This window comes from Clostridium ragsdalei P11, assembly GCF_001675165.1.
Taxonomy (GTDB): domain Bacteria; phylum Bacillota; class Clostridia; order Clostridiales; family Clostridiaceae; genus Clostridium_B; species Clostridium_B ragsdalei.
In genome coordinates this window covers 52,897-66,234 of the sequence record NZ_LROS01000005.1, presented here as the reverse complement: position 1 = coordinate 66,234, position 13,338 = coordinate 52,897, and the positions used below count along the sequence as shown (strand labels likewise).

14 protein-coding genes are annotated in these 13,338 nt (G+C 31.2%); 5 read left to right on the top strand and 9 right to left on the bottom strand.

The features are described 5' to 3' along the window. The first annotated feature begins 12 nt into the window (after positions 1-12). The 5 genes from fabZ to CLRAG_RS02540 all read left to right on the top strand — a co-directional run bounded on the left by fabZ (position 13) and on the right by CLRAG_RS02540 (position 4,672). Complete coding sequence (gene fabZ / locus CLRAG_RS02560; protein ID WP_065076936.1) at positions 13-468, top strand: 3-hydroxyacyl-ACP dehydratase FabZ; 456 nt, start codon at positions 13-15, stop codon at positions 466-468. Between the two features lie 24 nt (positions 469-492). Further along, the gene (locus tag CLRAG_RS02555; protein WP_065076935.1) at positions 493-1,836 is read left to right on the top strand and encodes an acetyl-CoA carboxylase biotin carboxylase subunit; all 1,344 of its coding nucleotides are present in this window, start codon (positions 493-495) and stop codon (positions 1,834-1,836) included. 101 nt (positions 1,837-1,937) lie between these two features. After that, positions 1,938-2,813 carry an acetyl-CoA carboxylase, carboxyltransferase subunit beta gene (accD, locus tag CLRAG_RS20945; RefSeq protein WP_065076934.1) on the top strand — a complete coding sequence of 292 codons (876 nt, stop codon included), beginning with the start codon at positions 1,938-1,940 and terminating at the stop codon, positions 2,811-2,813. Positions 2,814-2,840: 27 nt separating this feature from the next. Next, positions 2,841-3,686 carry an acetyl-CoA carboxylase carboxyltransferase subunit alpha gene (locus CLRAG_RS20940; RefSeq protein ID WP_065076933.1) on the top strand — a complete coding sequence of 282 codons (846 nt, stop codon included), beginning with the start codon at positions 2,841-2,843 and terminating at the stop codon, positions 3,684-3,686. Positions 3,687-3,724: 38 nt separating this feature from the next. Continuing rightward, on the top strand, positions 3,725-4,672 hold the full coding sequence (locus tag CLRAG_RS02540; protein ID WP_065076932.1) for a phosphoglycerate dehydrogenase: 948 nt from the start codon (positions 3,725-3,727) through the stop codon (positions 4,670-4,672). Between the two features lie 73 nt (positions 4,673-4,745). Here the strand turns inward: CLRAG_RS02540 and CLRAG_RS02535 are convergent, their stop codons facing one another. The 9 genes from CLRAG_RS02535 to CLRAG_RS02495 form a co-directional block, all read right to left on the bottom strand. Beyond that, positions 4,746-5,945 carry a S8 family serine peptidase gene (locus tag CLRAG_RS02535; RefSeq protein WP_065076931.1) on the bottom strand — a complete coding sequence of 400 codons (1,200 nt, stop codon included), beginning with the start codon at positions 5,943-5,945 and terminating at the stop codon, positions 4,746-4,748. Between the two features lie 182 nt (positions 5,946-6,127). After that, on the bottom strand, positions 6,128-7,021 hold the full coding sequence (locus tag CLRAG_RS02530; protein WP_065076930.1) for a selenium metabolism-associated LysR family transcriptional regulator: 894 nt from the start codon (positions 7,019-7,021) through the stop codon (positions 6,128-6,130). A gap of 97 nt (positions 7,022-7,118) precedes the next feature. Beyond that, positions 7,119-7,550, bottom strand: coding sequence for a DMT family transporter (locus CLRAG_RS02525; protein WP_065076929.1), 432 nt, complete (start codon positions 7,548-7,550; stop codon positions 7,119-7,121). 112 nt (positions 7,551-7,662) lie between these two features. Then, positions 7,663-8,127, bottom strand: coding sequence for a dUTP diphosphatase (locus tag CLRAG_RS02520; RefSeq protein ID WP_065076928.1), 465 nt, complete (start codon positions 8,125-8,127; stop codon positions 7,663-7,665). A 292-nt stretch (positions 8,128-8,419) separates the two neighbouring features. Beyond that, positions 8,420-8,665 (bottom strand): TM1266 family iron-only hydrogenase system putative regulator, encoded by a 246-nt coding sequence (locus CLRAG_RS02515; RefSeq protein ID WP_065076927.1) that lies wholly within the window; start codon positions 8,663-8,665, stop codon positions 8,420-8,422. Between the two features lie 87 nt (positions 8,666-8,752). Then, entirely contained in the window at positions 8,753-10,144 is a 1,392-nt protein-coding gene (asnS, locus tag CLRAG_RS02510) for an asparagine--tRNA ligase (RefSeq protein WP_065076926.1), read from the bottom strand. A gap of 244 nt (positions 10,145-10,388) precedes the next feature. Further along, positions 10,389-12,212 carry a DUF4434 domain-containing protein gene (locus tag CLRAG_RS02505; RefSeq protein ID WP_242872077.1) on the bottom strand — a complete coding sequence of 608 codons (1,824 nt, stop codon included), beginning with the start codon at positions 12,210-12,212 and terminating at the stop codon, positions 10,389-10,391. 171 nt (positions 12,213-12,383) lie between these two features. Further along, positions 12,384-12,884, bottom strand: a complete 501-nt coding sequence (locus CLRAG_RS02500; protein ID WP_065076925.1) for an SEC-C metal-binding domain-containing protein — start codon at positions 12,882-12,884, stop codon at positions 12,384-12,386. 232 nt (positions 12,885-13,116) lie between these two features. Further along, positions 13,117-13,278: a CxxH/CxxC protein gene (locus CLRAG_RS02495; RefSeq protein WP_083985512.1), complete on the bottom strand. Its 162-nt coding sequence runs from the start codon at positions 13,276-13,278 to the stop codon at positions 13,117-13,119. Positions 13,279-13,338: the final 60 nt, after the last annotated feature.

Sequence of the window (13,338 nt, the reverse complement as noted above, 5' to 3'; positions counted from 1 at the left end):
AGGAGAATACTTATGGAACAAGATGAATTTAATGTGAACTTTGGAATAAATGAAATAAAAAAAATTATTCCTCATAGATATCCATTTCTTTTGTTGGATAAGGTAACCTATATGGAGCCAGGTAAAAAAGTTATAGCATATAAGAATGTTACTGCTAATGAATATTTTTTTCAGGGACATTTTCCAGAAGAACCTGTAATGCCTGGAGTACTTATAATAGAAGCATTAGCTCAGGCTGGAGCTGTAGCTATTTTAAGCAAAGAAGAATTTAAAGGAAAAATAGCTTTCTTTGGAGGAATAAATAAGGCAAAATTCAGAAGAAAGGTAGTGCCTGGGGACACACTTAAATTAGAAGCAGAAATTGTAAAAATTAAAGGACCTGCAGGAATTGGAAAGGCAGTAGCCTATGTGGAAGGCAAAAAAGCTGCTGAAGGTGAATTGTTGTTTATGATAGGAGACAAAAATTAAATTGTCAGGAGTTGAATTTTAAAAGTGTTTAATAAGATTTTGATTGCCAATAGAGGAGAAATAGCAGTTAGGATAATTAGAGCTTGCAGGGAAATGGGAATAGAAACTGTAGCAGTGTATTCAGAAGTAGATAGGGATGCACTTCACACTCAGATGGCAGATGAAGCCATATGTATAGGACCGGCATCTCCTAAAGAAAGCTATTTAAACGTACAAAATATAATAAGTGCCACAGTTTTATCAGGAGCACAAGCCATTCATCCTGGATTTGGTTTTTTATCTGAAAACAGTAAGTTTGCAAGTATATGTCAGCAGTGCAATATTACTTTTATAGGTCCTACTCCGGAATGCATTGACAATATGGGCAATAAGTCTAATGCCAGAGATATAATGGGAAAGGCAGGGGTTCCTATCGTACCAGGGTCAGATGGGGCCATAAAAACAAATGAAGAACTTTTGGAAACTGCAAGAAAAATAGGATACCCTGTTATGATAAAAGCATCTGCAGGCGGTGGTGGACGTGGTATAAGAGTTGTATATGATGAATCTGAGATTATAAAAAATTATGAAAATGCTAAAGCTGAAGCTAGTGCAGCCTTTGGAGATGATACTATATACTTGGAAAAGTTTATAGAAAGGCCAAAGCATGTAGAAATTCAGATACTTGGAGATAATTTTGAAAATGTAGTTTATCTGGGAGAAAGAGACTGTTCCATGCAGAGAAGAAATCAAAAAGTAATGGAAGAAGCACCTAGCAAGGTAGTTACGGAAGAACTTAGAAAATCCATGGGAGAAACAGCTGTAAGGGCTGCAAAAGCTGTACATTATAATAATGCTGGAACTGTAGAATTTCTTTTAGACAAAAATAACAATTACTATTTCATGGAGATGAATACTCGTATTCAAGTAGAACATGCTATAACAGAAATGGTAACGGGTATAGATCTTGTAAAAGAGCAGATAAAAATTGCAGCAGGAGAAAAGTTGGATTTTTCTCAAGAGGATGTGAAAATAACTGGTCATTCTATAGAGTGCAGAATAAATGCAGAAGATGTAAAAAGAGGTTTTATGCCTTCTCCAGGAAAAATAAAAGATTTATATGTACCTGGAGGTTTTAATGTAAGAGTAGATAGTGCAGTGTACTCGGGATATAATATTCCTCCCTATTATGATTCTATGATAGCAAAGCTCATTGTATATGGAAAAGATAGAGATGAGGCTATATGTAGAATGAGGAGAGCTCTGGGAGAGTTTATTATAGAAGGAGTTAGTACCAATATAGACTTCCAATTTGAACTCATAGATAGTAAGGAATTTATAGAAGGAACTTACGATACAAAGTTTATAGAAAATAATTTCAAGTATTAATTCCTTCCTTTATTTGTAGTAAAATAGTTATATTGCTTTACTATAAAATAAATTGACTATTTACGATTTGGTGGTCAATCTTATAAGAGAGGTGATAAAGCTTGTTAAATAAATTCTTCAAAAAAACAAAATATATTACAGTTAGTCAGAGGGCTTTAAATAATATCCATGAAGATTTAGATTCAAGGCCAAGTATACCAAATGGAATGTGGGTAAAATGTGATGGATGTGGCAAGGTACTTTATAAGCAGGATCTAGAAAAAAATAATAGAGTATGCCAGTATTGCAAGCATCATTTTAGGATGAATGCTAAAGAAAGAATAGATCTTATAACAGATAAGGACAGCTTTTGCCAATTTGATGAAAACATGACGTCTACTAATCCTATAGGATTTAAAGGATATGAAGATAAAATCAGTAACATGCAGAAAAAGACTAATCTCAAAGAAGCTGTAATTACAGGAAAGGGTACCATAGGAGGAGAGTCTGCAGTAATTTGTGTTATGGATAGTAATTTTATGATGGGAAGCATGGGTTCCGTTGTAGGAGAGAAAATTACCAGAGCTGTAGAAAAAGCTATTGAGTTAAAAATACCTCTAATTATTTTTACAGCTTCTGGAGGTGCTAGAATGCAGGAAGGTATTTTTTCATTAATGCAGATGGCAAAGATAAGTGGAGCTATAAATAGGTTGAATGATGCAGGACTTTTATATATATCGGTTCTTACAGATCCTACTACTGGTGGAGTTACAGCAAGTTTTGCTATGCTTGGTGATATAATTTTAGCAGAACCTGGAGCGCTCGTGGGATTTGCAGGAAAGAGAGTAATAGAGCAGACCATAAAGCAAAAACTTCCTGAGGGATTTCAAAGTGCAGAATTTCTATTAAAACATGGATTTGTAGATAGTATAGTTTCAAGGGAAAGTTTAAAGAATACCTTGAAGAAGATATTGTATATTCATAATAGGAATAGGTAAATTTTCTAAATGAAAGGAAGCTCTTATATGGAAAAATTAGAAAAGGTTCAAAAAATTTTTAATAAAAAATTTGAGAGTAAAAATGCGTGGGATAGGGTTACTTTAGCTAGAATGATAGAAAGGCCAACTTCACTTGATTATATAAATAGAATATTTGACTCTTTTATGGAGCTTCATGGAGATAGATATTTTAATGATGATCCTTCTGTAGTAGGAGGTATTGGATTGTTAAATGGGGAACCTGTAACAATTGTGGCCCAGCAAAAAGGTAGGAATACACAAGAAAATATAAAGAGAAATTTTGGTATGCCAGAGCCTGACGGATATAGAAAAGGATTAAGACTTATGAAACAGGCAGATAAATTTGATAGGCCTATTATATGTTTTGTGGATACACCTGGAGCCTTTTGCGGCATGGAAGCAGAGGAAAGAGGACAGGGAGAGGCAATAGCCAAAAATCTAATGGAGATGTTTAATTTAAAAGTACCTATAATATCTATAATAGTTGGAGAAGGTGGAAGTGGTGGCGCCCTTGCTTTTGCTGTAGCAGATTCAGTTTGGATGCTGGAGAATTCTATATATTCTATTTTAACCCCGGAAGGTTTTGCAGGTATACTATGGAAAGATGCTTCCAAAGCTAAGGAAGCAGCTGAGATTATGAAAATTACAGCTCAAGATTTAAAAAAATACGGTATAATAGATAAAGTATTAAAGGAACCTGCAGGAGGGGCACAAAAAGATGTAGATAAAATGTCCTGCACCATAAAAGAAGAACTTATAGAAAAAATAGGTATACTTAGGAAAAGATCTAAAGAAGAGTTACTCCAGGAAAGGTACAATAAATTTAGAAAAATGGGCAAGTTTATGGAATAAGTGGATTTTAGGTATTTGATTTTGTAGGGGTGAGTCTTATGGGAATTAAATTACTGTGTACGCGTGATTTTGGTAAGAAAAGTATCAGCGGCATACAAAGATTAGGATATGACATAGAAGTAGTTGAAGATGACAATTTGCATTATAAGGATGAATTTAGGGATGCAGAGGTTTTGTTATGCTATGATCCTTTTAAAACTCTAGATATAAGTAAAATGAATAAGTTAAAATGGATACAGCTTTTTAGTGTTGGAATAGATCAGGCTCCCAAGGATGATATTAGGAAGAAAAATATAATTTTGACTAATAATAAGGGTGGATATAGCATACCTATGGGAGAATGGATAGTATTAAAGATATTAGAAATGCTGAAACACAGCCAGAAGTTCTATGAAAAACAAAAAAATAAGATCTGGAAAATGGATATGGGAATATTGGAGTTGTGGGGCAAAACGGTAGGATTTATAGGTACAGGTAGTATAGCTAAAGAAGCGGCAAGTAGATTGAAACCGTTTGGTGTAAAAATTTTAGGATTAAATACAAAGGGCAATGATGTGGAACATTTTGATAAGTGTTTCTCTTTGGAAAATGTAGAAGATATGTTAAAGTTATCTGATATAGTAGTAGTGTCTATTCCCTATACTAAGAAAACCAATCATTTAGTAAATGAAAACTTATTTAAAAGTATGAAAAATGGAGTTTATATAGTGAACATTGCTAGAGGATCTATATTAGATGAAAAAGATTTGCTAGAGAACATAAAAAATGGGAAAATAGCAGGAGCTGCTTTAGATGTGGTAGAAAATGAGCCTTTAGATGAAAGTAGTCCTTTTTGGGAATTTGAAAATGTAACTATAACACCTCATAATTCTTGGGTATCAGATCAAGTGGACATTAGGAGATTTAATATGATATATGATAATCTAAAAAGGTATGCATCAGGAGACAAGTTAGTAAACATAGTAGATATAAATAAGGGTTATTAGAATTAAATTATATTTTGTTAAATGATAAACTACAAAGAATAGATCAAACTATTCATTTGTAGTTATTTTATATTTAAGGCAATAATTTATTTAAATCCAACATACCAGAACCTTGACACCATTTTGGTACGTTGATCAGGTTGCAGGATATTTTTAAAAGAGAACTTAGATCATTGAAAGTGAGCTCAGGATTATTTTCATACATTAAGGCACATACACCACTTATATAGGCTGCGGCACAGGAGACTCCCGTATAATATACATATGGATTTTCAAGCAGTTTTGGATATAGTTTCGCTCCATTTCGCTGGGGTATATATTGTGTATTTGAATTTATAGAGCATATATTTACGCAGGCAGCACTCAGGTCAGGTTTTTGAATTTTATTAATGGGACCGCAGGAAGAGTATTTATAGGGTTTAAGATCTCTAAAAGTTGTATCAATGCCTGCAGCAGTTATACAATTGTTTAAAGTGGCAATGCCTTTTATGCTACCTTGAAGGTTACCTCGGTGACCAGACGGCACTATAATTGTTATGTTTAATTTAACAGCTATTTGAAACATTTTTTCAAATAAGGATAGTATGAAATGATTATCCATATCTAATTCAAAGGGAAGGCAAATTATTTTTATTTTTTCATCTGAGCTTTCATTCAATAATAGCTGAAGTGAAAATAATATATCTGACACATAGCCTTTACCTAGAGCATTAAAGGCTTTTATAGAGTAAATACTGCTGTTTTCTGCAATACCTTTATATAGTCCTTTGGACTCAATACCGCTGCCACACATAATTCCACTCATAAAAGTACCATGTCCATTGTCATCATAGGGATATTTATATGAGTTTATTAAATCCACAAATTTTGTTATCTTATTTTTAGGATTCAAAAGATCTGGATGAGGGTAAGAACCTGAGTCTATTAACCCTATACACACATTTTTACCTGTGAGTTTGTAGTTATCCTCAAATACTACACCATTTGAAGCAAGTATGCTATTATTACCGCATAGTAGAGCACAGCAGTCATTTGTCACGTAACGCACTTGAGGAAATTCTATTATCCTGTTTATAGAACGAGAGGTTAAGGTGGCACATATGCAATTTATAATTGGAATTGAACGTATTATTTTACCGTTGTACAGCTTTATTTTTTTTTCTATAATTTCCATAAGAGAATTACATTTTATTATAACTCTGTAAGTTTTATATAATCCCTTGTCCATTGATAATTTTAGGTTAAGTTCCAATTTCTTTTTTATGGAAAACATATTATTCTCCTTAAAATTTATTACAATATATTATAATGCTTATTACAGTATATGTGCTATAGTTAAGAATTAATAATTAAAAACTCAACTTTCGCAGTTTAAAAAATTACGATGTAATTTTTTTATATTAAGTCGAAATTTTATGTATAAGTTAATTTACGGAAAAAGGACCCTATATCATACTAATCTACCTTAAAACATTTTTTACAAAAGTTAAAAAATGATTTTGCTGTTGGAGTAAGAGATCTCTTAGAACTTATAATAAGATATATGGATCTAGTTAGTGGAATATCCTTTATAGTACTTTCCTTTATAAGTCCTAGGGATATATAATTTTTAAGTACTTGCTTTGAAACTACAGCTATACCAAATCCTTTTCTTACAAATTGTATAAGAGTGCTTATATTATTCACTTCTAAACATGAAGTTATGTGAGAAGTACTATATCCATTTTTTATTAAGGCATCTTCAAATGTCTTTCTTGTAGCAGAACCTTTTTCTCGTAATATAAAATTGTACTTAAAAAGGGAAGGTATGTCTATAATATCGGGAATGTTAAAGGAAGGATGAGATATAATAACTAGCTCATCTTTAGTTAATTCATAACTTTCAATTTTTTCATCGTCTATAGGTTCTCCTATTAATCCAATTTCAAAATTAAATTTTATTATGTTATCAATTATTTTTGAAGAGTTTAATTCTAATACATCGAAAGTTACACCAGGATGTATATTATGAAATTTTTCTATTAAGGAAGGAACTAAGGTGTTACAGGGAGTAGTACTAGAAGCTAATTTTAAATTACCAGTTATAGTTTCATTAAAATTAGTTAATGTATATATGGCGTTGTCACGAATTTCTAAAATTTCTAATGCAAAGTTTAGAAAAGATTCTCCTGCAGGAGTAAGACGTACCTCTTTAGAAGTCCTATCAAATAAATATACTTTTAATTCTTTTTCTAAAATAGAAATGTGAGAACTAATGGCAGGCTGAGATAAAAAACTGAAATTTGCAGCCTTTGAAAAGCTTTTAAATTTAGCTACATTTATAAAAGCTTCTATTTGTTTAAAGTCCATTGAAAATTCCCCCTTAAAATGGCAGTTTTACTTTTTTAACATATCCTGTATTAATTATATATTTATTTAATTAATTAGTCTAATATATTAAAAGTATCTAACTTCTCCATTTAAGTATTATTATACCTAAAACCATCATAGTCAATCCTAGTATTTTATTTGTTGTAAAACTTATTTTCTGGGAATCAAACAATCCCCAAAAATCAATTAAGGCTGCAGTAGCAAGTTGGGCAACTAAAATTATTGCAATAGAATGAGTTGGCCCTAGAAATTTAATGCCTTGTATTACAGTTACTGTTATGATTATACCTAAAACCCCACCTAAAAGGTATAACTTTTTGCAGCAACTTATGTTTTGCAAGGTGTTTTTTTTGCTAAAAAAAGCTAAGATAAGGGCTATTACAAACCCAGTGCCTTGAACTATTGTGGTTGTGATCCATAGCCCTAATTTATCACTCAATCTAGTATTAAATACACCCTGAATGCTCATGCTTATTCCTGCTACTATTGAATAAAGTATACCAAACAATTTATATCGCCTCCCACAGTAGTTTAACCATAGGAGATCTATATTATTAAAACTTTGTTTATAAAAATATTCTCAAGGTTATGCACTTGAGAATATTAGAAGTTAAGTTTATTTACATAAGAACAGAATGTTTAGAGTAGTAAGCATTTTCTATGACTTTCGTGGAAAAACCTAGGCTGTATCCTAAACTCAAAAAATCTTCGAATAAAGTTATGTAATGATCTTTAGATGAACAGACGATAAAGTCATTTATATCGATATATAAATTTAAGAATTGAGATGTAATATCTCCATCGTTGGTTTTTACGTTTATTTTAATATCAGTAAATTCTTTTTCAAGTCCTAGAGTTAATATAAAATTTAAAGAATTTATATACTCCTTTAAAATTAAATCATTGTTTGCAGTTACATCATTACTCCAAAAATTAAAACACTGGGTTTCATTAGCCAGTTCAGCCATTTTTACTTGAAGTGCAAGAGTTTCCTTTGAAATTAAAGAATCTTTTTTTATAGAAATGTTACTTCTAATTCTGCTATTTAAATTTTCTTGTAATTCAAATAATTTTACTATATTCATGCATAGGCCGCCTTTCTTTATATATAATTATTATAAAATTTTTTTACAATGACTTTTCCTACATATTATATTTTAGCGAAATTTAATAAATATTGAAACAATGTGCAACCGGTTACAATGAAAAAAATTATAAAAATTTATAAATTTTTATAATTTTTCGTATAAAGTAATTTTAATGTCAAAAGTAAAAGGTTTACAAAGTAATTTTATTATGTAAGGATATTTTGAACACAAAAATAAGACCTCCTTAATTTTATGTAAATTTTAGAAGTCTTATTCTTATTTAATAAAATTACTTTTTAGTTATAGCAGTTTTTACCGTTATTCCATCCATTTTACCTAACTTGCCAGTCATGGAACTTATTTCATCTGAGGTACCGTCTACTATTACTGATATAACTGAAACGTTTTTTTCTCTGTATGGAATACCTAATCTTCCCACTATGATATTTGAAAAAGAGTGAAGTATAGTATTTACTTTTGGAGAGTTTTCAAGGTCGTTTACTACTATACCAACTACACCTATTCTTTTTTCCATACAATATTACCCCCCTTAAGGCATTTGAAAGAAATAGGCTAGCATATTGACTAGTTATTTCTTTGAAAATGCCTAACAATTAGTGCATTAAAATTCAGCAGAACCAGTTGTTCTAGGAAATGGAATTACATCTCGTATATTAGACATACCAGTTATATACATTAGTATTCTTTCAAACCCAAGGCCAAAACCGGAATGTTTAGTTTCTCCATATTTTCTAAGTTCTAAGTACCACCAATAATCTTTTTTATTAAGTCCAAGTTCTTCTATTCTTTTTTCAAGAACTTTATATCGTTCTTCTCTTTGGCTTCCTCCAATTATTTCTCCTACTCCTGGTACCAAAAGATCTGCAGCTGCAACTGTTTTCCCATCTTCATTTTCTCTCATATAGAATGCTTTTATGGCTTTTGGATAATCGGTAACAAATATAGGCTTTTTAAATACTTTTTCAGTTAGATATCTTTCATGTTCTGTTTGAAGGTCAATACCCCATTCTACTGGATATTCAAACGATGCTCCACTTTTCTTTAATATATCCACAGCCTCAGTGTAAGTTATTCTACCAAATTCTGAATTAGCTACATTATCTAATCTACTAAATAAAGTTTTATCTATGAAAGAATTGAAAAAGGCCATTTCTTCTGGTGCATTTTCAAGCACGTAATTTATTACATATTTTACTAATTCCTCTGCTACATCCATATAATCTTTTAATTCAGCAAAGGCCATTTCAGGTTCTATCATCCAAAATTCAGCAGCGTGTCTAGCTGTATTTGAATCCTCTGCTCTAAAAGTAGGACCAAAAGTATATACATTTCTAAAAGCAAGAGCCATAGTTTCTGCGGACAATTGACCACTTACAGTTAAATTTGTTTCTTTACCAAAGAAATCTTTTGAATAGTCTACGCTGCCATCTTCCTTTTTAGGAATGTTATTTAAATCCATGGAAGTTACTTTAAACATTTCTCCAGCACCTTCACAGTCACTTCCAGTTATTAAAGGTGTGTTTGCATATACAAATCCTCTTTCTTGGAAGAATTTATGAACTGCATAAGCTGCTATAGAACGAACTCTAAATACTGCAGAAAAAGTATTGCTTCTTGATCTCAAGTGAGCGATGGTTCTAAGATATTCTAAAGTATGTCTTTTTTTTTGAAGAGGGTAGTCTGAAGATGAATTACCTTCTAATGTTATTTTCTTGGCCTGTATTTCAAAAGGCTGTTTTGCATTAGGTGTAAGAACCAAGGTGCCCTCTATAGACAATGATGAACTGATAGCTAATTTTGTTAGTTCTTTAAAGTTAGTCAATTTTTCATCAAAGACTATTTGAATGTTTTTGAAAAATGATCCATCATTTAATTCTATAAAGCCGAATGATTTAGAATCTCTTAGGGTTCTAATCCAGCCTGAAATTTTAATATCTTTGTTTACAAATTTTTCAGTTTCTCTATAAAGAGATCTTATCAATGTGGTTTCCATAAATTTTCCTCCATAAGTACATTGTATTTTAAATTTTCATAACTGCTTTAAAATATTGGATTAACTGAATACACAGTTTTTAAGATTAGTATGAACTTTATAAATAGGTTCTTGGTATCAGAGGGAGTTTTAACTCTATCTGATGCTTAGGAATCGTTATTTAGTCACATTCTATTATATTATACAATAATATAATAGGTATGCAAACGAAAAATTTACATTAAACATATGTACAGTGGTGTTTTTAGTTACCTCGCACTTCAAATTCATCTATAAAAGTATAATAATTAGGTTTAGTAATAGAAGTTAGTTTTATATATCTTGCATTTATAGGCCTGGACAAAGTTAAATATAGTGGATATTTGGAACCATATCTATCTGAAAAAGGTACAGAAGGAACCCTAAAAAGTCCTACAGGTGTAAAATTTACATCATCTTCAGATACGGCAATAGAAGCTCTATCGGGAAGTTCAGCCCAAGAAATTGTGTCTCTAAAATAACTTACCATGAATTGTTCCACTTGTTTTGAGCTTCCTAGATCTATAGTTATATCTATAGGTTTAGTGTACCAACCTACCAAAGCTTTGTCTTTTACTGAATTTACAGAAGCAAACTTTCCGTCAGTAAGTTTTTTAAGCGTTGCATCATTGTAATTTTCGTGGGGCATAGGAAGCAAGGTGTAAGTGCAATTCCTTGAAAGCAGGTTTGGAAGCTTTTTTATAGAATCCACTGCAGCTACTGCAGGTTTTGAAGGTTTTGATACATTGCCCGAAAAACCTAGAGATCTTACTTCATAAGTACAATGTTTTGTATCTTCACGTAGTAAAGGTATATCTGTAATGGATTTAGTAAAAGATTGAGGATTACCTCCATATTTCCTTTGGGTCATAATACGAGAAATTAGGGTACCGTTTCTGTAAACTTCATAGCCGCAAATATCATTAGAGTTTTTAGGGCTTGACCAAGTTATTCTAAACTTGTTTTTTTCTATAGTTGATACAGTTAAATTTTGAGGAATATCTAATTTTTTTATAGGAAGTTTGCCTTTTTTTACATAATAAGAATATGCTTCATTAAAGCCACTGTCTATGTTATTTGGACTATAATAGTGACTGTAAGAAAAACATATTATGTTGTCCACACAGGGCTGTTCCAAAGTGAGTTGTTTTAAAAACCTGTCCAAAGGTGTACTGGAGTTATTGGCATAATCAAAGTTTTCAGCATTGGCCCAAAATAACATGCCAGGTTTGCTGTCTACAGCTTTTCTAAGGGCAGTATACCATGAATTAACTTCTTCTAGTTTTAGCCTACCACTGCCTACGCAATCTTGAGGACAAAATATATCTCCTTTTTTAAAGTCTGTTTTTGAAAATACATATTTCCAATCTGCTTCATATTCTTTGGCAGTACCTGCAGATGAATTCATGAAGGGCGATAATAAAATAGGAAGACGTTCTTTTCTTTCACTAAGAGTTTTAAGGTGAACATTTATAGCATTTATTAGAGCGTCATATTTATTGAATTTATTAAATTTAGCATTGTCTACTTCATAAGGAAAATACCATCCATAAAAAGCATTAGGATATTTACGGTGATAGTTCTTATATAAATCATCAGCTATAAGACTGCTTCTTTCTATTTGAGAATTTAACCAGGCTGAGTTTTCCGGAGATATTTGCCACCACTCATTGTTATAATTGGTATCCATAAAAACTTTCATGTTTAATTTTTCAGCATTTTTTAAACATAAATCCACAGGATCAACGCTAGGATATAATTTCAGGTAGTTTGTGTTTGAATTTTTATATGAAATCTTAGTAATGTTGTCATTAGTTTGGGAGACACCAGATAGCACCAAATACTTCATTTTGTTTTGCTTTAGATAGGTTAGTTCCTTCTGCCAATCACTATCTGACCAATTTTGAGTGAGATCTAACTGGATAAATGACCCGGTGACTATGGGGTAATTTTTATTAGACTTAAGTGGGCTATTAAAATAAATAAATGTAAAAAGAGCAATTGCTAAAATTGAAATTATGAGTGTGATTTTTTTGCTTTTAATTTTCATATTTAAAAATCCTCCTTTATAAAAAATTAAGTTCTATTTTACGATAATATATCAAATGATTCTTAGGTTCAGATGGAGTTTGCTTATATGACAGCGATGGGATAAATATAATAATAAAAATGGAGCAAACTTTAAAAAGCTTACTCCAAATTAAACATGAAAATCATATACTTATTTTTTACCACAGCACTGTTTATACTTTTTACCGCTGCCACATGGACAAGGATCATTTCTACCAACCTTAGTTTTATTTACTACGGTTTTAGAAGAAACCCATTGTTTATGTATTTCTCTTCTTTTTTGATTTGAAAATATAGACTCCCACTGAGGAAGATCATACAGATAATCAGCTTTGGCATCTAACATGTTAAAGTATAATTTTTCAAAATTAATTTCTATAGCGATTTTTGAATCTACCTTTAAGTCTTCAAGAACTAAAGGTTTTTCAAGACTGTCATTTATTCCATCTAAAAATCCCATGAAAAATACTTCTGAAGTTTCAAACTTTTTTGCCAAGTCTTTTATAGCTCCATCTATAGCGCCCTCATGTTCAGATAAAATTTTTGTATAAATACTTTTTTCAATTGAGCCATATTCTTTCCAAAAGGCAGCTTCACCTTTTGACTTTACAAAATTTACAACCATATTTGTCCAATCTTCATACAAACTCATACGTTATCCTGCTGTATACATTTTTTACAGCAGTACCTCCCTTCAAATCTACAGATAAATATATAGGTGTTCTAATTTAAGGGCTGATTTGTATTAATACAATGCCAGCCTTTGTCTAAAATCACCATATTTATCTTCTATTTTAAATATTTTGTCTAAGTTAAAAATCTTTTTAATAAAAAACCTATACTGAGGTATTATAATAAAAATTATTATATTTTGCAATTCCTTTTTAAGGTCTTGATTTTAAGGCGTAAGTGGCCTCTTTGTTGCAATAAGTACACTTATGGCCTGTTATATTCACCAAATAGGGAAAAGTTTCATTATCCACCAAAAAATCATCAAAAGCTATGTCAACATGATGATCACAGCAATATGTAGTTTCTCTTTCCATTTTAATATCACTCCTGACAGTTTTCACAAGGCAAAATTAACTGTATAAAATCTTCCCATA